23 protein-coding genes and 1 riboswitch are annotated in these 19,093 nt (G+C 44.7%); of the genes, 3 read left to right on the forward strand and 20 right to left on the reverse strand.

Annotation, left to right across the window (positions count from 1 at the left end; all coding sequences use genetic code 11):
* Positions 1-202: 202 nt before the first annotated feature.
* From sufB to CW370_RS09425, 19 genes are all read right to left on the reverse strand, one after another.
* Entirely contained in the window at positions 203-1,600 is a 1,398-nt protein-coding gene (gene sufB / locus CW370_RS09330; protein WP_003228608.1) for a Fe-S cluster assembly protein SufB, read from the reverse strand.
* Positions 1,601-1,620: 20 nt separating this feature from the next.
* Positions 1,621-2,064 carry a Fe-S cluster assembly sulfur transfer protein SufU gene (gene sufU, locus CW370_RS09335; RefSeq protein WP_003222809.1) on the reverse strand — a complete coding sequence of 148 codons (444 nt, stop codon included), beginning with the start codon at positions 2,062-2,064 and terminating at the stop codon, positions 1,621-1,623.
* On the reverse strand, positions 2,054-3,274 hold the full coding sequence (gene sufS / locus CW370_RS09340) for a cysteine desulfurase SufS (RefSeq protein ID WP_003228604.1): 1,221 nt from the start codon (positions 3,272-3,274) through the stop codon (positions 2,054-2,056). The genes sufU and sufS overlap by 11 nt, the downstream gene beginning before the upstream one ends.
* Positions 3,274-4,587 (reverse strand): Fe-S cluster assembly protein SufD, encoded by a 1,314-nt coding sequence (gene sufD / locus CW370_RS09345; protein WP_003228602.1) that lies wholly within the window; start codon positions 4,585-4,587, stop codon positions 3,274-3,276. Before sufD ends, sufS begins: the two co-directional genes overlap by 1 nt.
* A 17-nt stretch (positions 4,588-4,604) precedes the next feature.
* Complete coding sequence (sufC, locus tag CW370_RS09350; RefSeq protein WP_003151872.1) at positions 4,605-5,390, reverse strand: Fe-S cluster assembly ATPase SufC; 786 nt, start codon at positions 5,388-5,390, stop codon at positions 4,605-4,607.
* A 193-nt stretch (positions 5,391-5,583) separates the two neighbouring features.
* Complete coding sequence (locus tag CW370_RS09360; RefSeq protein WP_003228600.1) at positions 5,584-5,721, reverse strand: hypothetical protein; 138 nt, start codon at positions 5,719-5,721, stop codon at positions 5,584-5,586.
* A gap of 193 nt (positions 5,722-5,914) precedes the next feature.
* A complete protein-coding gene (locus tag CW370_RS09365) occupies positions 5,915-6,292 on the reverse strand; it encodes a carboxymuconolactone decarboxylase family protein (protein WP_014477920.1) in 378 nt (125 codons plus the stop codon).
* 84 nt (positions 6,293-6,376) lie between these two features.
* The gene (metQ, locus tag CW370_RS09370; RefSeq protein WP_101169598.1) at positions 6,377-7,201 is read right to left on the reverse strand and encodes a methionine ABC transporter substrate-binding lipoprotein MetQ; all 825 of its coding nucleotides are present in this window, start codon (positions 7,199-7,201) and stop codon (positions 6,377-6,379) included.
* A 13-nt stretch (positions 7,202-7,214) separates the two neighbouring features.
* Complete coding sequence (gene metP / locus CW370_RS09375) at positions 7,215-7,883, reverse strand: methionine ABC transporter permease MetP (RefSeq protein ID WP_003228593.1); 669 nt, start codon at positions 7,881-7,883, stop codon at positions 7,215-7,217.
* Positions 7,876-8,901, reverse strand: coding sequence for a methionine ABC transporter ATP-binding protein MetN (metN, locus tag CW370_RS09380; protein WP_003242531.1), 1,026 nt, complete (start codon positions 8,899-8,901; stop codon positions 7,876-7,878). The genes metP and metN overlap by 8 nt, the downstream gene beginning before the upstream one ends.
* Before the next feature lie 105 nt (positions 8,902-9,006).
* A riboswitch (SAM riboswitch) is annotated at positions 9,007-9,113 on the reverse strand.
* Between the two features lie 114 nt (positions 9,114-9,227).
* Positions 9,228-9,572, reverse strand: coding sequence for an SCP2 sterol-binding domain-containing protein (locus CW370_RS09385; RefSeq protein WP_003228587.1), 345 nt, complete (start codon positions 9,570-9,572; stop codon positions 9,228-9,230).
* Between the two features lie 106 nt (positions 9,573-9,678).
* Entirely contained in the window at positions 9,679-9,999 is a 321-nt protein-coding gene (locus CW370_RS09390) for a thioredoxin family protein (RefSeq protein ID WP_024571870.1), read from the reverse strand.
* Position 10,000: 1 nt separating this feature from the next.
* Complete coding sequence (locus CW370_RS09395) at positions 10,001-10,363, reverse strand: toprim domain-containing protein (protein ID WP_024571871.1); 363 nt, start codon at positions 10,361-10,363, stop codon at positions 10,001-10,003.
* 77 nt (positions 10,364-10,440) lie between these two features.
* Complete coding sequence (locus CW370_RS09400) at positions 10,441-10,677, reverse strand: YusG family protein (RefSeq protein ID WP_003228581.1); 237 nt, start codon at positions 10,675-10,677, stop codon at positions 10,441-10,443.
* A gap of 55 nt (positions 10,678-10,732) precedes the next feature.
* Positions 10,733-11,116, reverse strand: a complete 384-nt coding sequence (gcvH, locus tag CW370_RS09405; protein ID WP_003222781.1) for a glycine cleavage system protein GcvH — start codon at positions 11,114-11,116, stop codon at positions 10,733-10,735.
* 66 nt (positions 11,117-11,182) lie between these two features.
* A complete protein-coding gene (locus CW370_RS09410) occupies positions 11,183-11,539 on the reverse strand; it encodes an arsenate reductase family protein (RefSeq protein WP_024571872.1) in 357 nt (118 codons plus the stop codon).
* Positions 11,540-11,649: 110 nt separating this feature from the next.
* Positions 11,650-13,434, reverse strand: coding sequence for an acyl-CoA dehydrogenase FadE (gene fadE / locus CW370_RS09415; protein ID WP_015251266.1), 1,785 nt, complete (start codon positions 13,432-13,434; stop codon positions 11,650-11,652).
* A gap of 14 nt (positions 13,435-13,448) precedes the next feature.
* On the reverse strand, positions 13,449-14,624 hold the full coding sequence (locus CW370_RS09420; RefSeq protein ID WP_017697187.1) for an acetyl-CoA C-acetyltransferase: 1,176 nt from the start codon (positions 14,622-14,624) through the stop codon (positions 13,449-13,451).
* 10 nt (positions 14,625-14,634) lie between these two features.
* The gene (locus CW370_RS09425) at positions 14,635-17,004 is read right to left on the reverse strand and encodes a 3-hydroxyacyl-CoA dehydrogenase/enoyl-CoA hydratase family protein (protein ID WP_029946370.1); all 2,370 of its coding nucleotides are present in this window, start codon (positions 17,002-17,004) and stop codon (positions 14,635-14,637) included.
* A 174-nt stretch (positions 17,005-17,178) separates the two neighbouring features.
* On the opposite strand from CW370_RS09425, the gene CW370_RS09430 reads away from it, so the two are divergent.
* Positions 17,179-17,325, forward strand: a complete 147-nt coding sequence (locus CW370_RS09430) for a YuzL family protein (RefSeq protein ID WP_003240817.1) — start codon at positions 17,179-17,181, stop codon at positions 17,323-17,325.
* Between the two features lie 24 nt (positions 17,326-17,349).
* Here the strand turns inward: CW370_RS09430 and CW370_RS09435 are convergent, their stop codons facing one another.
* Complete coding sequence (locus CW370_RS09435) at positions 17,350-18,258, reverse strand: proline dehydrogenase family protein (protein ID WP_024573378.1); 909 nt, start codon at positions 18,256-18,258, stop codon at positions 17,350-17,352.
* 93 nt (positions 18,259-18,351) lie between these two features.
* Between CW370_RS09435 and CW370_RS09440 the strand changes: the two genes are divergently transcribed.
* Both CW370_RS09440 and CW370_RS09445 read left to right on the forward strand, forming a co-directional pair.
* Positions 18,352-18,597, forward strand: coding sequence for a hypothetical protein (locus tag CW370_RS09440; RefSeq protein WP_014480799.1), 246 nt, complete (start codon positions 18,352-18,354; stop codon positions 18,595-18,597).
* 12 nt (positions 18,598-18,609) lie between these two features.
* Entirely contained in the window at positions 18,610-18,942 is a 333-nt protein-coding gene (locus CW370_RS09445; protein ID WP_003222766.1) for a spore coat protein, read from the forward strand.
* Positions 18,943-19,093: the final 151 nt, after the last annotated feature.

Consider the following 19,093-nt stretch of genomic DNA (forward strand, 5'->3'; position numbering starts at 1 on the left):
GAACTGAACCTATCCGGCGCAGGTCTGAAATGTTCTAATCGATAAGGAATTAAAACCATTAAAATAACAGTGGATATGTCTCTGAAAAATAAAAGAAGACGAACTTCAAAAGTTCGTCTTCTACAATCAAATTCGGCACGCCGGCCATTTTAAAGTTGATAACTATCTCGAAAACCCTTGATAAACAAAGGGGTTTTCATCATTAACCGATAGAACCTTCCATTTCGAACTTAATCAAACGGTTCATTTCAACTGCGTATTCCATCGGAAGCTCTTTTGTGAATGGCTCGATAAAGCCCATTACGATCATTTCAGTTGCTTCTTCTTCAGAAATACCGCGGCTCATCAAGTAGAAGAGCTGCTCTTCAGATACTTTAGACACTTTCGCTTCGTGCTCCAATGAAATGTTATCATTTAAGATTTCATTGTAAGGAATTGTGTCTGATGTTGATTTGTTATCCATAATGAGCGTATCACACTCGATGTTAGAGCGGGCGCCTTCCGCTTTGCGTCCGAAGTGGACGATTCCGCGGTACGTTACTTTTCCGCCCTGTTTTGAAATCGATTTTGATACGATTGTAGATGATGTGTTTGGTGCAAGGTGAATCATTTTCGCACCTGCATCCTGATGCTGGCCTTTACCCGCAAGAGCAATAGAAAGCGTCATACCGCGCGCGCCTTCGCCTTTTAGGATACAAGCCGGATATTTCATTGTCAGCTTAGAACCGATGTTGCCGTCGATCCATTCCATTGTTGCGTTTTCTTCACAGACTGTACGCTTTGTTACAAGGTTGTAAACGTTGTTCGCCCAGTTTTGGATCGTTGTATAACGGCAGTAGCCGCCTTTTTTCACGATGATCTCAACGACCGCACTGTGAAGTGAGTTTGTTGTGTAAACAGGCGCAGTACAGCCTTCAACATAATGAACACTTGCTTCTTCGTCAACAATGATCAGTGTACGTTCGAACTGACCCATGTTCTCAGAGTTGATACGGAAGTAAGCTTGAAGCGGTGTTTCAACCTTCACGCCTTTAGGCACGTAGATGAAAGATCCGCCGGACCAAACAGCTGAGTTAAGCGCCGCAAACTTGTTATCAGTCGGCGGGATTACTTTTGCCCAGTGCTCACGGAAAATATCTTCATTCTCTTTCAGCGCGCTGTCAGTGTCTTTAAAGACGATGCCTTGCGCTTCAAGATCTTCTTTCATGTTGTGGTATACAACCTCAGATTCGTACTGAGCAGAAACACCCGCAAGGTATTTTTGTTCAGCTTCAGGAATACCGAGCTTGTCGAATGTTTGTTTAATTTCTTCAGGAACTTCATCCCAAGAACGCTCTGAACGCTCAGACGGTTTTACGTAGTACGTAATTTCGTCAAAGTTCAGTGAGTTTAAATCTCCGCCCCATTGAGGCATCGGCATATTGTAGAAATGCTCAAGTGATTTCAAGCGGAAGTCAAGCATCCATTGAGGCTCTTCTTTCATGCGAGAAATTTCTTCTACGATTTCTTTTGTCAATCCGCGCTCTGAACGGAAAATGGAAACGTCCTTGTCGTGAAAACCATACTTGTATTCACCAATATCAGGCATTTTTTTAGCCATCCATTTTCACTCCAATCCTTTTAATTGCCGCCTTCTTCTTTCGCGACTCCTTTTTCAAGTGCTTTCCATGACAGGGTTGCACATTTGATACGGGCCGGGAATTTTGAAACGCCTTGAAGGGCTTCAATATCCCCGAGATCTATAGAATCATCATACTCTTTCCCTTGCATCATATCCGAGAAAATCTTAGACATGGAAAGGGCAGTTTCAATATCTTTCCCTTTAATCGCCTGAGTCATCATCGAAGCGGATGCCATTGAAATGGAACAGCCTTCCCCTTCAAACTTCGCATCTTCCACGATGTCTCCGTCAAGCTTCATTGTCAGTCTGATGCGGTCGCCGCATGTCGGATTGTTCATATCCACGACAATGCTGTCATTCAAAACCCCTTTATTTCGCGGGTTTTTGTAATGATCCATAATCACCTGTCTGTACAATGTATCTAAGTTTGCATTAAAAGACATTTGTAAAATACTCCTTTGTCTTTTGAAGAGCTTCCACAAGCTTATCAATCTCTTCCTCTGTATTATACAGATAAAAGCTTGCTCTTGCAGTAGCAGTTACATCCAGCCATTTCATCAGCGGCTGCGCACAATGGTGGCCGGCTCTGACTGCGATTCCCTCCGCATCAAGCACAGTCGCCACATCGTGCGGATGAACATCATCAAGGTTAAATGTGACAAGCCCGGCACGCTCTTCCGGCCCGTAAACCGTTACGCCGTCAAGCTGGCGGAAGCGTTCAAGCGCATAAGCTGCAAGCTTGTGCTCATGGCGGGAAATCTCATCAAGACCGATTTCTTCGAGAAAATCAATGGCGGCACCGAGGCCGATTGCTCCTGCAATAATCGGCGTACCCGCTTCGAATTTCCACGGAAGCTCTTTCCAAGTTGATTCATAAAGCCCGACAAAGTCGATCATTTCACCGCCGAATTCGGCAGGCTCCATGTTTTCCAGCAGGGCTTTCTTTCCGTACAGCACACCAACACCAGTAGGTCCGCACATTTTATGGGAAGAAAGCGCAAAGAAGTCGCAATCGAGATCCTGCACGTCAATTTTCATGTGAGGCGTGCTTTGTGCACCGTCCACCACAATGACAGCCCCATTGTCATGAGCGATTTTCGCCATTTCTTTAATCGGGTTGACCGTGCCGAGAACATTAGATACATGAGACACCGCAACAATTTTTGTGTTGCTTGTGACCGTTTCTCTGACGTCTTCTAAAGAAATCGTTCCGTCTTCCTGCAGCGGAATATATTTTAATGTGGCGCCAGTTGCTTTTACAGCCTGCTGCCACGGAATGATATTCGCATGATGCTCCATGTAGGTGATGACCACTTCATCACCAGGTTTCAGGTTGGCGCGCGCATAGCTTAACGCCACCATATTCAGTGATGTGGTCGTGCCTTTTGTGAAAATAATCTCAGCCATTGACTTCGCGTTAATAAACTTGCGGACTTTTTCACGCGCTCCTTCATAACCATCTGTCGCTCTGGTTCCAAGTGTATGGACGCCCCGGTGAACATTGGAATTGTATTGGTTATAATACTTATCCAGTGTTTCAATGACAGCACGCGGCTTCTGGGAAGTCGCCGCGCTGTCGAGATAAACGAGATCATGTCCGTTCACTTGCTGATGAAGGATCGGGAACTGTTCACGAATATCTGTGATATTCATTACTTCACTTTCCTTTCGATAACAGAAACTAATTGTTTCTTAACGCCTTCAATCGGAAGTTCATTTACTACCGGTGCAAGGAATCCGTAAATGACTAAGCGTTCTGCTTCTTCTTTCGGAATTCCGCGGCTCATCAGGTAGTAAAGCTGAATAGGGTCCACACGGCCGACAGATGCCGCATGTCCTGCAGTTACATCGTCTTCGTCAATTAAAAGAATAGGGTTTGCGTCTCCGCGTGCTTTTTCGCTGAGCATCAGCACGCGTGATTCTTGCTCCGCATTCGCTTTAGAAGCGCCATGTTCGATTTTGCCGATTCCGTTAAAGATAGAAGAAGCGGAATCCTTCATCACACCGTGCTTCAAGATATAGCCTTCAGAAGCTTTACCGAAATGGATGATTTGTGTTGTGAAGTTTTCTGTTTGCTCTCCTCTTCCGACAACAACCGTTTTCGTATCGCCGTATGTGCCGTCACCGTAAAGGTTTGTTGTGTTTTCGGAAATCGTGTCGCCGTCGTTCATCAGGCCAAGAGCCCACTCGATTTTGCTGTCGCGTCCGCGCGCAGCACCGCGGCGGTTCACATAAGTTGTCACACCGCTTGACAGATTATCCACCGCACCGTATGTCACGCTGGCATTATCACCTGTGATGACCTCACTGATAATATTGAAGACAGCGTCTTTCGGGTTTACAGTGCTGATGTAGTTTTCTACATATGTTACAGAGCTGTGGTCTTCAGCCACAATCAGCACGTGGTTGAATAGAGCTGTATCATTGCTTTCGTGGACATAAACAGCCTGAACCGGCGTCTCCACCTGAACATTTTTCGGAACATAAAGGAATGCTCCTCCGTTAACAAGAGCCGCGTGAAGTGCAGTTAACTTATGTTCGTCAACCTTCACGCCGTCCTTCATAAAGTATTTCTCCACCAAGTCGCTGTGCTCGCGTGCAGCAGTCAGAATATCAGTGAAGATGACGCCTTTGTCTTTCAATTCTTGAGAAAGAGAAAGATGTGCAGGCGTCTGGTCACGCTGTACGTATAATGTTTTATCTTCGTTTTCAATGTCGATCAGCGCTTTTACTTCATCAGTCAAATCTTCTAATGAAGAAAGCGGTTCGTTATCTACTGTATGCTTCGCGAAATTCGTGAAGTTCCAGTTTGTGATTTTTGTTTTGTCAGGTTTCGGCATCGGCAGATCCTCAGCTTGTTCAAGAGCCTGTAAGCGCAGGTTCTTCAGCCAGGCAGGTTCTTGGTGCTTTTCGGAAAAGCTTTTGAGATACTCCTGATCTACGGATAGTTTTGTACCTAGTGTCATATTAATCCCCCTAACGCTTACGCTTCTTGGCCAACAGTTTCGTCTTCAATGCCAAGTTCTTGTTTGATCCAGTCATAACCTTCTGCTTCAAGACGCTGTGCAAGCTCTGCACCGCCGGATTTTACAACGCGGCCTTGCATCATAACGTGAACAACATCCGGAGTGATGTAGTTTAACAGGCGCTGATAGTGAGTGATCATCAAGCAGCCGAAGTTTTCGCTGCGCATTTTGTTGATCCCTTTTGATACAACTTTCAAAGCGTCAATATCAAGACCTGAGTCAATTTCATCAAGGATGGCGATTTTCGGTTCAATCATCATTAATTGAAGGATTTCGTTGCGTTTTTTCTCCCCGCCTGAGAAGCCTTCGTTAAGATAGCGCTGAGCCATTTCAGGGTCCATTTCAAGGAACTCCATGTTTTCGTCCATTTTGCGGATGAATTTCATGAGAGAAATTTCATCGCCTTCTTCTCTGCGCGCGTTGATTGCTGAGCGAAGGAAGTCGGCATTTGTCACACCGCTGATTTCACTTGGGTACTGCATCGCAAGGAATAAGCCTGCCTGCGCACGCTCGTCCACTTCCATCTCCAGTACATCTTTGCCGTCAAGCGTGATGCTGCCTTTTGTTACTTCATATTTAGGATGCCCCATAATAGCAGCTGATAATGTGGATTTACCAGTTCCGTTCGGGCCCATTACTGCGTGGAATTCTCCACCTTTTATTTCAAGGTTTACACCCTTTAAGATCTCTTTCCCTTCGATTTCAACGTGAAGATCTTTGATCGTTAATGTTGAAGCAGCCATATCTATACCTCCAAAAATATATAATCATTATTCTCATTTTATTCTCATTCTAATTTTATAACAAATGAAAAGTAAATACAACTTTTTATCGTGCCTTGCACATTCCTCAAGTTTAACAAAGATCAGCACTTTATTAAAGCGATTGAAAAAGAAAAAGAGTGGATTCCCACCCTTTTTTAAAAGATTGATTTTCTCAATAAGCTCCCGCAGAAATCCGCTTGCTTTTTTCATAATCAAGCTCTCTCTGCCGCTCTACTTTCATTCTTGTTTCCAGCCGGCGTCCATATTCCTCGTATCCAATTCCGTGTGACAGCTGCATCGCTTTTTCCATTTCTGACGTATAATCGAGGTTCAGTCTGTCCTGGCTGCTGCAAATAATGAATCAATCCCTTCATATATTTGCTTTTTATTGTACCAGTGCTGCGTGGGATGCCGCAAAAACGATTTGGCGTGAAATAGCGGCAGATGAGACGAAAGCATCCTTTCAGAACAAATGAGAATGGTTTTTCGGAATATTCCTTCTCTTAATGCGTGGTGTTTCCGAATTCCTCAATGCACTGTTGAACGACTGTCACGCCTTGGCTGAAAGCCGCGCCGCCTCCAAATGCCGCTGCCACACTGACGGCTTCGAGAATGTTTTCTTCTGTCGCTCCCTGATCGAGACAGCCTTTTGTATGATAGATCATGCAATATTCGTCCTGAGCATTGATGGCAATTCCGAGGGCGATCAGCTGTTTTTCTCTTTCAGTCAGAGAATTCCCGGCAAAGCACTGTTCAGTAAATTCGTTAAATTTTCTTCCCATCAGCGGCATCTTTTGTTCAAATGTGCCTAAACCATGTTTATATTGTTTTAACGCGTCCTGCATGCTTCCTCTGTCTTGATTCAAAGAAAATCCCTCCATCTGTTTAACATTCCTTTTTATTATGAACAGCTTTTAGGAAAATACGCGAAAAAAACCCCGGATTTCTCATCCGGGGTTTCAGTCTTATTCAGATACAGGAAGCACAGCTCCGTCGTATTTTTTCTCGATGAAGTCTTTGATCTTTTTAGAATGAAGAACTTCCATCAGCGCTTTGATTTTGGCAGAATCTTCTTCGCCTTTTCTTACTGCGATAATGTTAGCGTATGGGTTGTTTTTCGTTGATTCTACTTCAATTGCATCTTTTTTAGGATTTAATTTATTTTGGATCGCATAGTTTACATTGATGAAGGCCGCGTCTCCTTCTTTGTTTTCATATGCTTTTGCCGTTAATTCAGGCGCTACTTTTTTGAATTCAAGGTTTTTCGGGTTTTTCTTAATGTCTTTCAATGTTGCGTCAACTGTTTCTACCTTAGAATCAAGAGTGATTAATCCAGCGTTTTCAAGCATTGCAAGCATACGTCCTTGTTCAGCAACGTTGTTTGTCAGAATGATTGTCGCACCGTCTGGAAGGTCTTTCAGTGATTTGTATGTTTTAGAGTAAATACCGAATGGCTCTAAGTGAACAGCGCCGGCATTCACAAGTTTGTAATCTGTGTTTTCTTTCATTTCTTGCTCAAGGTAAGGAATGTGCTGGAAGTAGTTCGCGTCCACTTCTTTATCAGCTAAAGCTTTATTGTACATTTTGTAATCACTAAGCACTTTCACTTTCAGCGTATAGCCTTTTTCTTTCAGCAATGGTTCAGCTTCTTTTAAAATTTCCGCATGCGGTGTTTTTGTTGCCGCAACGACAATTTCTTTCTTGCCGGATTCAGCGCCGTTATTCGAACCGCAGGCAGCCATGACTCCTGCAAATACAAACAGTAATGCACCCAAAAATAGCTTTTTCAATGTAAATCCTCCCTTATCGTTTGTCTATAATATTTGTTATTAGATCACCGATGATTTGAATAATAAACACGATGATTAAAATAAACACAGTAGCAACGAAGGTAACATCAGCGTTATTAGACTGATATCCTTCTACGTACGCAAGGTTTCCAAGGCCTCCTGAACCAATGGCTCCGGCAATTGCCGTTGAGCCGATCAAAGCGATGGCAGTAACCGTAATGCCAGAAATAAGAGCAGGCATTGATTCCGGAATCAGCACTTTGAAAATAATCGTAGACGTTTTCGCGCCCATTGATTTAGCTGCTTCAATCACACCTTTATCCACCTCACGCAACGCGATTTCAACAAGGCGCGCGTAAAATGGTGCCGAGCCGATTACCAGCGCCGGCAATGCGGCGTTTGGCCCTAAGATCGTGCCGACTAAAAATTTCGTAAAACCTAATAGTAAAATAATTAAAATAAGGAACGGAATCGATCTGAATATGTTAACAACGGCCGCAATCACTGAGTTGACCGCTTTATTCTGCCAGAGGCTTCCTTTGCTCGTCAGAAAGAGCAGCAAGCCGAGGATGACCCCGATGACAAAAGCAAACAGTAAAGAAATCAGCGTCATATAAAGTGTTTCATATGTCGCGTTCCATAATTCAGTTAAATCAACGTTCGGGAAGTATTTTTCAAACATTCGTGATCACCTCTGCTTTCACCTGTTTGTCATTAATGAATCGGATCACGTTTTGCACTTCTTCCTCGTCTCCGTCAATGTGGATGAACAGTGAACCGTAAGCCCCATCCTTCGTCTGCGAAATTTTCCCTTGCAGAATATTGACGCTGACATTGAAGTTTCTGATCATCTCTGTAATCAGAGGCTGTTCAGCTGACTCACCGACAAATGTGAGCTGAACCATTTTTCCTGATGCTGTATCATCAAGAAGGTGCTGAAGCGTCTCTTTCGTTTCTTCCGGCTCTGTCACCTGTTGAACAAATCGTTTTGTCATTTGTTCCTTTGGATTTTTAAAGACATCGAGAACCTCGCCTTCTTCGACCACCTTGCCGTTTTCCATGACGGCGACTCTGTTGCAGATTTTGCGGATGACATGCATTTCGTGCGTAATCAGCACAATCGTCAAACCGAGTCTTTCATTAATATCGGACAATAGATCCAGAATTGAATCTGTCGTTTGCGGATCTAATGCTGATGTCGCTTCGTCACAAAGGAGAACCTTCGGATTGTTTGCAAGCGCTCTGGCAATTCCGACACGCTGCTTCTGCCCGCCGCTCAGCTGGGACGGATATGATTTTTCTTTTCCTTCTAAACCTACCAGTTTAATCAGTTCATTGGCGCGCTTGATCCGCTCGCTCTTTTTCACCCCGGCAATTTCTAAAGGAAACATGATATTATCTCTGACAGTCCGCGACCAAAGCAAATTGAAATGCTGGAAAATCATACTGATCTCATGGCGTGCTTTTCTTAAACCGCGTCCATTTACTTCATTAATTTTGGTTCCCGCCACTTCCACGGTTCCTGAGGTTGGTTTCTCAAGGCCGTTCAGCAGACGGATTAAGGAACTCTTACCAGCTCCGCTATATCCTATAATTCCAAAAATCTCACCTTTTTTAATGGAAAGCGAGACGTTTTGGACAGCATTGACATCTCCATGTTTCGACTTGTAAACTTTTGAAACATCCTGAAGATTGATCAAAGCAATCACCTGCCTTAACACTATTCTAAGAAATCTTCCGGTTTTTTCTGCAAAAGAAAAGCCTTTCTGCACACTTGAGCAGAAAGGCTTATATAAAATGCCTTTCTCTCATCTTTCAAAGCTGAACGCTTCGTGTGAATTGGCACCATTTCAACAGTGTTGATGGTTGCCGGGCTTCATAGGGCACTTCCCTCCACCTCTCTTGATAAGAGAAATATATAGTCTTTTTCGTCCGGAAATTCTTAATGTAGAATAGCACGGCGAATGATTAAATGTCAATAAAATAAATGATGTCAACTTTTACTATTATAATAATTTATTATTTTTTAATTTTTTAAAATCCTCTGAAAAAATCCATTTGTCAGCCAGAGAATGGCTTCCAGCTTTAACAGGGCCCTGAATGACCCCTTTACTTTGAGGCTTCCGCTCTGAATCAGGTGCTGAAGGGAAATGTCTCCGTGCAATAAATCAATAATTTCCGTTTGGTTTCCGTAAAAGGTCAGGTTGGACGTTTGGGGCGGAGAAACTTTTTTCATTTCTCCCTGTTCGTTTATTGAGACGGTTAAGGCTTCTGCTTCTCCTTGGAAGGTAATGAGCAATGTTGAGGCATTCAAAAGGGGTTTTAAAAACAGATGCTGATACTCATCTTCTAAAACTTCCGCTTTCTCCATATGTACAACCTCCTATTTGTTGGTCATACATACACATTTCTCTCTTTGTCGCAAGAACCCCTTTATAAAACGAACGACAATTTCATTGGATATGCTGAGAAATATGTCATAAATGGGATGCGGAAGATGATTTTTGTTTGATCAGCTCATATAAATAAGAAACGGAATGAAATGCATATCCTCTTTCGACCATCTTTCCGCCTTTAAACAGCAGAAAACAAGGGACGCTTTCAATTTGATACACTTTTGCGAATGTCGGAGAGTAATTGACATTGTTTTGATAGAAGGCGACATCCGGCAGCATTTCTTTCACCACTGTCAGCATTTTGCTTGCAAGCTGGCAGGTGCCGCAAAACGGAGTATATAAATATAGAAGGTACACATCATCTTCAATGTGATCAAGTTCGTGTTCTTGGAGTTCTTTCATGCTATACACCTCGGGACTTTCTTTCAAGAAAAATAGTATGGACATTCAGATTCGCACGCAGCAATACAGAAGCGATATGGTGCCTGGGCGCAGCCGCTACTTCCTTATAGGCTCTGTCGATATGGAGATGGCAGGCTTCATTAAATTCACGCTTCAGCTGTTTTCTCAATTTCTCACCTGATTCATCAGCATCAACTAATATATAGACGTCTTTATCATAAAGCTCGTCAGCCAATTCCTCGAGCCTCAGCTGGCTGATTGTTCCGTTTGTGCAGATAATGCGCACCGGTTCATTCAGGACGCTTTCGATTTTCTCTTTATCTGATTTCCCCTCGACAATCATAACCTTTTCCAGCTCATCCATCTTCATCTTGTTCACCTGCCGCGTCAAATTTGAAACGTTCAGATTGTAAAAGAAGGCAGTGAAATTCACCGCCAACATTAACACCAGCCGTTTTCGTAGTCACAATCTACATATTTTGCGTCGTCTCCAGAGACCACATCGGCTGTCTTATAAAATTTCTCATTTTCAAAGGAATAACCGGACTTAAGCTCATATTCATTCATGCTTGTCATTTGGCCGATCATCTCATTATCATGATATAACGAGAGCCGGCCATTTTGAAAGCGGCCTGTCACGTCATTGGTGACATCGAGCTTTTGTTTGTCGAAAGCCATATTGGACACCTCCCATAACGTTAGCGTGTCCAATTGCTTTTACGGCTATCCTGTTTTAGTCTTCTTGTGTCATCTCTTCGTATTGCTCTGCTGTCATCAGTTTTTCAATTTCAGAAGCGTCAGATGGCTCAACTACGATCATCCATGCTTTTTCGTACGGAGATTCGTTGACGAATTCCGGACTGTCATCAAGATCTTCGTTTACTTCCACAACCGTTCCGTTAATCGGTGCATAAAGCTCAGATACCGTTTTAACGGATTCAACACTGCCGAATGGCTCGTCCGCTTTGATTTCAGCGCCCACTTCAGGAAGTTCGACAAACACGATGTCGCCTAGTTCGGACTGGGCAAAATGCGTAATTCCGATTCTGGCTTTTTCTCCTTCAACTTTTACCCACTCGTGTTCTCCTGAGTAACGCAAATCTTTTGGTATGCTCAATTGAATCCCTCCATTTTTTACAGCACTACAATAAGAAGATACCACACTTTTCAAAAAAAATTTACATTAAGCCCAGTTTTCTTCAAATTGGTCTTCTTTAAATCCGACAGTCACTTTTTCGCCGTCTGTTGTAAGCGGGCGTTTGATCAGCATGCCATCTGAAGCCAGCAGCTCGAGCTGTTCGTCCTCTGACATGTGATACAGCTTTTCCTTGAGATTGAGCTCGCGGTATTTCATGCCGCTCGTGTTGAAAAATTTCTTGAGATCCAGCCCGCTTTTTTCATAAAGCGTTTTTAATTCTTCTTTGCTTGGCGGCTGCTCAGCAATATGTATTTCGTTTATTTCTTTCCCATGCTCTTCAAGCCACTTCTTTGCTTTGCGGCACGTTCCGCATTTAGGGTACCAGTAAAAAGTTAACGACATCTTCTTCCCCCTCAATAAAATAATCGAGGTTATTTTAACACAGTTTGTTTTAAAAACCTAAAACAGTGCTTCTTAAAAAAGAGCTCCGCGCATGCGGAGCTCATGGCCAATCAGACAATATATTTCTCAGCCTCAAAAATGCCTGCCGCCGCCTCGCGTTTTTTCTGAATCACGTTTTTAGGCGTTACGCGTGTCAGCTTGCGCAGAGCGGAAAGCATCATGCGGAGTGAATCTCCTTCTTCCATTGCGATAAGGGATTCCTTCGCATGCGCTTCAATTTCGTTAAAGGCCTCTTGAACGAAAATTTCTGTGTACAGCACCTTTTGCGCTGCTTTTTCAGCGCCTTGAGCGGCAATGGCCTTTTCCGTTCTGAGCACGGCTGATTCCATTGCGTATACATTGCTGACGATATCCGCTACGTTCACGAGAATTTCTTGCTCACGATCGATGGCTTTTCCGTATTTTTGCGCGGCTAGGCCGGCAGCAAACAACGCAATTTTTTTGGCTTGCTTGACGATATATTTCTCCTGCTCTAAGACGCCGCTTCCAGGCTCTTCAGGCATAAGCATCATGAGTTCTTCCTGCAGCGACTGCGCTTTTTCGAATAAAGGCAGCTCGCCTTTAAGCGCTTTTTTCAGGAAGGTGCTTGGCACGATTAACCGGTTGATTTCGTTTGTGCCTTCAAAAATCCGATTGATCCTTGAATCCCTATAGGCCCTTTCTACTTCGTACTCCTGCATAAAGCCGTAGCCTCCATGAATCTGCACGCCTTCATCAACGATATAATCAAGCGTTTCAGAGCCGAATACCTTATTCAGAGAGCATTCGATGGCGTATTCCGCAATCGATTTGGCGATTTGCCGGCCGTCCTTGAGATCTTCGGCCGTGAACTGGCTCATATTGTCTTCAAACAGTCCGACGGTTCTGTATACAGAGCTTTCCATCGCATACAGCCTTGAGGCCATTGTCCCGATTTTTTCCTGTGTCAATGAAAAACCAGCAATCGGCGTTTTAAATTGGCGGCGCTGATTTGCGTATGCCGCAGACAGCTCGATGACGCGTTTAGATGCGCCGATTGTGCCAACCGCCAGTTTGTAACGGCCGATGTTTAAAATATTAAAGGCGATGACATGCCCTTTGCCGATTTCTCCGAGCAGGTTTTCCTTTGGCACTTCAGCTTGATCCAGAATGAGGGTTCTTGTCGATGATCCCTTGATTCCCATTTTCTTTTCTTCCGGTCCCGTGGAGACACCCGGGAACTCTTTTTCTACAATAAAGGCTGAAAACTTGTCGCCGTCTACCTTAGCGTAAACCACAAATACATCGGCAAAAGCAGAGTTGGTAATCCACTGTTTTTCCCCTGTTAATACATAATGCGTTCCTGCTTCATTCAGCACAGCTGTTGTTTTTGCTCCAAGTGCATCAGATCCAGAGCCAGGCTCAGTCAGAGCATAAGCGGCGATCTTTTCGCCTGAAGCGAGTCCCGGCAAATATTTTTTCTTTTGTTCTTCTGATCCGAAAAAGACGATCGGCAAGGAACCGATACCGACATGTGCCCCATAAGAAAGAGAAAAGCTTCCCGCACGCGAAAATTTCTCAGTGATGAGTGCCGAGCTGATTTTATCAAGGCCGAGCCCTCCGTATTCTTCCGGCACATCGGCGCCAAGCAGCCCTAGTTCGCCCGCTTTCTTCAACAGTCTGACAGAATGCTCGAATTGATGGTTTTCGATATCATCTATATGAGGAAGAACATCTTGCTCGATGTAATCCTCTGTTGTTTTTGCAATCATTTTATGCTCGTCAGTGAAATCCTCCGGTGTATACATTTGATCGTATGTGACATCCTCGATTAAAAATCCGCCGCCTTTTTGTACTTCAGCCGTTTTTTTTGCCATTTGTTTTTCCCCCTTTAGCATAATTCAAATACACCGGCCGCTCCCATCCCGCCGCCGATACACATGGTCACGACTCCAAATTGCTCGTTTCTCCGTTTCATTTCATGGATGAGTGAGAGTGTAAGCTTTGTGCCCGTACAGCCAAGCGGGTGTCCAAGCGCGATTGCGCCCCCGTTGACATTCACTTTTTCTTCATCAATTCCCAATTCCCTGATTACTTGAATGGCCTGTGAGGCAAAAGCTTCATTCAGTTCAAACAAGCCAATGTCCTGCAGCTGAAGTCCGGCAAGCTTCAAAGCGCGCGGAATCGCTTCCACCGGTCCGATTCCCATCACTTCCGGCGGCACGCCGCCTACCGCAAAGGAGCGGAATTTCACAAGCGGCGCCAGGCCAAGAGCATCGGCTTTTTCCCGGTCCATCAGCATGACAGCCGCCGCTCCGTCACTCGTTTGCGAGGAATTGCCCGCAGTCACCGTCCCGTCAACGGAAAAGGCCGGGCGCAATGTCGATAAGATGTCTGCAGTCGTTTGCGGGCGAACACCTTCATCCTGAGAAAATACAAATTGTTTTTCCTGAGGCTTATGGTTTTCTCCAATTTCTGTCACCGTCACTTCTACGGGTACAATTTCATCTTTAAATTTTCCTTCTGCAAGGGCTTTAGCGGCGTTTTGGTGGCTGCGAACGGCAAACGCGTCTTGATCCTCACGGGAGACGCCGTATTTTTTCGCGACTTGCTCGGCTGTGTGGCCCATGCTCATATAATATTCCGGTGCCTTTTCTGCCAAAGCAAGGTTCGGACGGGTAACATGCCCCATCATCGGTACTTGCGACATGGATTCTGCTCCGCCGGCGATCGCTGTATCGTAGGCGCCGAGCATAATTTTTTCTGCTGCATATGCAATAGACTGAAGGCCTGAAGAGCAATAACGGTTAACTGTAATCGCCGGAACTGTGTACGGCAGGCCCGCGAGCGCACCGATATTTCTCGCCATATTAAGCCCCTGCTCCGCTTCAGGCGTTGCACAGCCAATAATCAAATCGTCAATATTGCCTTCGTAGCCGCCTGCCCGTTTCAGCGTCTCTTTTACACAAATCGCTCCCAAATCATCCGGGCGAACGCTGGCCAACGATCCTTTTTTTGCTTTTCCAACCGGTGTTCTTGCACCTGACACAATGACTGCCTCTTTCATAAGCTCCCTCCTAATTCCGTAAAGGTTTACCTTTCACAAGCATATGCTGCATTCTCGCTTGAGATTTTGCCTCTCCTGCCAAACTCAAAAACGCTTCTCTTTCGATCTCCAATAAATACTCTTCATCAACCTCTGTACCAAACGGCACTTTTCCGCCCGCAATGACATAAGCGAGTTTTTTCGCGATCTTGAAATCATGCTCAGATATATAGCCGGACAGCTTCATCTGCTCAGCGCCAAGCAAGAGTGCCGCATAACCGGTTTCTCCCGGCACCTTGACCTTTTCTTTTACAGGCGGCCGCCAGCCGGTATCGTATAAAGATGCGGCCAGCTGCTTCGCATCGTATAACAGGTGGTCTTGATTCACGCTGATCTGATCCGTTTCTTTTAAGATGTTCATCTCACGAGCCTCTTGAGCGGAAGCGGACACTTTCGCCATCGCAATCGTTTCAAATGTTTTCATTGCCGCATTCATCGGATCAAGGCCGCGACGAAGATGATTGATGTACAGCTCTTTGTTACCTCCTCCGCCAGGGATGAGGCCGACACCGGATTCCACAAGTCCCATATAGGCTTCGCTTGCCGCTTGAATGCGCGCCGCAGGCAGGCATACTTCCGTTCCTCCGCCGAGCGTCATGCCAAATGGCGCGGCGACGACCGGTTTCGCACTGTATTTGATCTTCATCATCGTCTCCTGAAAACGGCGGATCACAAAATCAACTTCCAAAAAGTTGTCATCTTGGACTTCCATTAAGATCATGGCGAGATTCGCGCCGACGCAGAAATTTTTCCCTTGATTGCCGATGACAAGCCCCTTGTAATTCCGTTCTGTTTCCTCTAATCCTTTGTGGATCATTTGAATGATATCGAGGCCGATCGCATTGCTTTTCGAATGAAATTCAAGAAGGGCCACATCATCTCCAAGGTCAATTAAGCTTGCTCCGCTGTTTTTCGCAATCACGCCTTTTGTTTCTTTAAGTGCTTGTAAATGAATTCGTTTTTTATTTTCTTTCACGGCTCTGTATTCGCCTCGGTCATAATAAAATACCGTTCCGTTCTCTTTGATGTAGAAGGTTTCATTTCCTTTGTCCAGCATCTCTTTTATCCAGCCAGGCATATCTGCTCCAAGCTGCTCAAGCTTTTCCGCTGACTGCTTGAGGCCGATGGCGTCCCACATCTCAAAAGGTCCCAGTTCCCAGCCGAATCCCCACTTCATGGCTTGGTCAATCGCATGAATATCATCGGCAATCTCGCCAAGCAGCTCGGCTGAGTAAAGCAGGGTTTGAGAAGTGATATTCCACAGCAAACGGCCGGCCCTGTCATCCGAATAAATAAGCGCTTTCATTTTGGCTTTTGTCCCTTTTGCCTGTTTTGCCGCTTCAAGTGCCGGTGATTTCATTTTTGTCCGCTCGCCGTAAGTAAGCGTCACTGGGTCAAGCTCATAAATCGTTTTTCCTTCTTTTTTATAAAAGCCTTGGCCGGCCTTACTTCCGATCCACCCTTTTTCCAGCATATCGTTCATGAAGCTTGGAAGGCGAAACACTTCTTTTTCATCGCCATCAGCTTTGTCATACACATTTCGGGCAACGTGGGCGAATGTATCGAGACCGACCACATCAAGCGTTCTAAAGGTAGCGCTTTTCGGCCTGCCGATCAGCGGTCCTGTGATCGAATCAACCTCCCCGACCTGATAGCCGCCTTTCAGCATTTCTTGGACTGTCACGAGAAGCCCGTACGTCCCGATGCGGTTTGCGATAAAGTTCGGTGTGTCCTTTGCTGTAACAACACCTTTCCCGAGGACATTTTCTCCGAAAGCTGTCATAAACTTTAAAATATCAGGATCCGTTTCTTTAATCGGAATGATCTCCAGCAGCTTTAAATAGCGTGCGGGATTAAAAAAATGCGTTCCGAGAAAATGGGCTTTAAAATCATCCGACCTGCCTTCAGCCATTTCCTGCACTGATATGCCGGATGTGTTGCTTGAGACGATGCTTCCAGTCTTTCGATGTTCATCCACAAGAGCGAAAATTTTCTTTTTGACTTCAAGGTTTTCGACAACGACCTCAATAATCCAATCTGCTTCTTTCAGTTTTTCTGCATCATCCTCCAGATTGCCCGGTGTAATATAGGAGGTATTTTTCGCTGATGTGAGGGGAGCGGGCTTTTGTTTCAGCAGTTTTTTCACCGCCTGCCGGCTCAGCCTGCTGCGCATCTCCGGACTGTCCTTCGTCAGCCCCCTTTTTTCCTCTTCCTTTGTCAAATCGTTCGGCACAATATCTAGCAGCAGGACAGGAATTCCGATGTTAGCCAAATGCGCCGCAATCCCGGAACCCATTACCCCCGATCCTAAAACGGCTGCCTTCCGAATGTGTTTGTGCATGAGATATCCCCCTTGAACATTGAATGAATAATCATTCATTTTTTGACCAAAAAAAATGAAACTCGTTTCTTCTTTCATCTTAAAAGATTTCCGGTTCGACTTCAATAGCTAATTTGTTATTTTTTTGTATGAAGCCTATAAAAGTCGGGCAACTTAAGCCCGGAGGTGAAGGGAATGGTACGAGAGAAAAAAAATCCGTCTTCAGCGGCAGTCAGCGCGGCGAGCGTAAAGGGAGATGCCGGTCCGACTCAGCATTACGGCGGCGGAAAACGGACAAGTCAAAATCAGCAGTATAAAAAACATAACATGGAACAATCATAATGCAGCTGCTTCCCGCGGCTGCTTTCACTTTTTCAAAATTCCTTTTAACACAAACGCTGCATTGGCAGGCCGTTCTGCAATTCTTCTCATAAAGTAGCTGAACCAGTCCGTTCCATATGGGACATACACACGCATTCTGTAGCCTTCCTTGGCGAGTTCCTTCTGACGCTCCGGCCTGATGCCGTATAGCATTTGAAACTCAAATTGCGATGCGGGGATTTGATGTTCGACGACGAGCTGTTTCGTAAATGCAATGATGTCATCGTCATGTGTGGCGACAGCCGTGTAGTTCCCGCTTAACAACTGCAGCTTTATTAAGCTCTGAAAATGAAGGTCCGTTCCTCTTTTGTCGGGAAACGCTACGGCCGCAGATTCTTTATAAGCGCCTTTTACAAGTCTGAGATTCGGCTTTAAGTCCCGCATCTTTCTGATATCTTCTGCCACCCGGTACAGATACGCCTGAATGACCGTGCCGAGCTTCTCAAATTCCTGTTTGCATTGCCTGTAAATAGAAAGTGTCTGTTCATAATGAGAATAGTCTTCCATATCAATGGTAACAGCAACATCATATTGCTTCGCAACGGAAAGAATGGCGCGCAAATGAGTAAGAGCAAGTTCTTCTGAAAGATCGAGCCCGATTGAGGTCAGCTTAAGTGAAAGCTCTGAGTCCAATTGATGTTCGGCAATGGCTTGAATGGCTTTCTTGCATTCCTCCGCGACTTGGTTTGCTTCTTTTTCCGAAGCTGCATACTCGCCTAAATAATCAATTGTTGCACACAAACCGGATCTGTTTAGCCTTTTGACGGTCTTAACCGCCGATTCAATCGTATCCCCTGCGACAAACCTTCGTGCTCCAAGCCGCGTTCCGTATGCTTTTGCGAACTTGGTAAGTGTTTTATTTTGAGATAAGAATAAAAACACATGTCTCAACATCCGACTCCCTCCCGCCGTCATCTTCAAAACCCTGTATATAACTCCCAGTCTGAAGGAAACTATAAAATGAACAGAAACCAAAGGAGGATCACAATGGATAATCAGCAGCAATCTCAAATGCCGCCTTCCGTTATTTCGACAAAGGATCATTTGTATCTCAATGACATGCTGAACTGGAATTTGCTCGCGATGAAAAAAGCGCATTTCATGGCGCAGCAGTGCCAGGATCAAACGTTAAAGCAAGAACTCGACCGCATCGGACACATGCATCATGATCACTATCAAAGAATATTAAAGCACCTGCAGCCAGGCCAGCAGCAGTCCGGCTACATCCAATAAGGAGGCGCCAGAATGAATCAGCAAAATCAAAAAATCAGCAATCCGCAGACACCTGTACCGACAACATCGGAAATGAATGACAGAGATTTCGTCAACGAATTGCTGACAACCGAAAAATACATGACAACAGCTTATTGCACTGCCTTGCACGAATTCAGCCACGAGTCTCTTTATCAGGATATTCAATCCATTTTTGATGAGTCACAAAAAGCGCAAAGAAAACTATATGATCTCATGTTCCAATATGGATGGTATTCTGTTGAAGCGGAGGATGCACAAAAGCTGCAGCAGTCCTATCAAAAATTCCAGCAGACCATTCAGCAGCAGTCTCCTTATCAGCAATAACAATATCAGTAAAAAGGATACGATGTTCTTTCAGGCATCTATCCTTTTTTTGTGTAAAATCAGTTGACTTTTCATTTACGCTTATTTATATTTAATAAGCATTAACTATTTTGTTATCAAAATATATATACAGTGTATGTAACAGAGGGGA

Source organism: Bacillus sp. SN32 (assembly GCF_002837495.1).
GTDB lineage: Bacteria > Bacillota > Bacilli > Bacillales > Bacillaceae > Bacillus > Bacillus subtilis.

Excerpts from the sequence above, each read along its gene's own strand:
- CW370_RS09435 (WP_024573378.1), bottom strand. The coding sequence starts at position 18,258 with ATGTTGAGACATGTGTTTTTATTCTTATCTCAAAATAAAACACTTACC.
- sufB (WP_003228608.1), bottom strand. The coding sequence starts at position 1,600 with ATGGCTAAAAAAATGCCTGATATTGGTGAATACAAGTATGGTTTTCAC.
- CW370_RS09440 (WP_014480799.1), top strand. The coding sequence starts at position 18,352 with ATGGATAATCAGCAGCAATCTCAAATGCCGCCTTCCGTTATTTCGACA.
- CW370_RS09420 (WP_017697187.1), bottom strand. The coding sequence starts at position 14,624 with ATGAAAGAGGCAGTCATTGTGTCAGGTGCAAGAACACCGGTTGGAAAA.
- fadE (WP_015251266.1), bottom strand. The coding sequence starts at position 13,434 with ATGGCAAAAAAAACGGCTGAAGTACAAAAAGGCGGCGGATTTTTAATC.
- sufC (WP_003151872.1), bottom strand. The coding sequence starts at position 5,390 with ATGGCTGCTTCAACATTAACGATCAAAGATCTTCACGTTGAAATCGAA.
- sufU (WP_003222809.1), bottom strand. The coding sequence starts at position 2,064 with ATGTCTTTTAATGCAAACTTAGATACATTGTACAGACAGGTGATTATG.
- CW370_RS09445 (WP_003222766.1), top strand. The coding sequence starts at position 18,610 with ATGAATCAGCAAAATCAAAAAATCAGCAATCCGCAGACACCTGTACCG.
- CW370_RS09390 (WP_024571870.1), bottom strand. The coding sequence starts at position 9,999 with ATGAAAGAACTCCAAGAACACGAACTTGATCACATTGAAGATGATGTG.
- sufD (WP_003228602.1), bottom strand. The coding sequence starts at position 4,587 with ATGACACTAGGTACAAAACTATCCGTAGATCAGGAGTATCTCAAAAGC.
- CW370_RS09360 (WP_003228600.1), bottom strand. The coding sequence starts at position 5,721 with ATGGAAAAAGCGATGCAGCTGTCACACGGAATTGGATACGAGGAATAT.
- CW370_RS09410 (WP_024571872.1), bottom strand. The coding sequence starts at position 11,539 with ATGTCGTTAACTTTTTACTGGTACCCTAAATGCGGAACGTGCCGCAAA.
- sufS (WP_003228604.1), bottom strand. The coding sequence starts at position 3,274 with ATGAATATCACAGATATTCGTGAACAGTTCCCGATCCTTCATCAGCAA.
- CW370_RS09365 (WP_014477920.1), bottom strand. The coding sequence starts at position 6,292 with ATGGAGGGATTTTCTTTGAATCAAGACAGAGGAAGCATGCAGGACGCG.
- CW370_RS09400 (WP_003228581.1), bottom strand. The coding sequence starts at position 10,677 with ATGGCTTTCGACAAACAAAAGCTCGATGTCACCAATGACGTGACAGGC.
- CW370_RS09430 (WP_003240817.1), top strand. The coding sequence starts at position 17,179 with ATGGTACGAGAGAAAAAAAATCCGTCTTCAGCGGCAGTCAGCGCGGCG.
- CW370_RS09395 (WP_024571871.1), bottom strand. The coding sequence starts at position 10,363 with ATGGATGAGCTGGAAAAGGTTATGATTGTCGAGGGGAAATCAGATAAA.
- CW370_RS09385 (WP_003228587.1), bottom strand. The coding sequence starts at position 9,572 with ATGGAGAAAGCGGAAGTTTTAGAAGATGAGTATCAGCATCTGTTTTTA.
- metP (WP_003228593.1), bottom strand. The coding sequence starts at position 7,883 with ATGTTTGAAAAATACTTCCCGAACGTTGATTTAACTGAATTATGGAAC.
- CW370_RS09425 (WP_029946370.1), bottom strand. The coding sequence starts at position 17,004 with ATGCACAAACACATTCGGAAGGCAGCCGTTTTAGGATCGGGGGTAATG.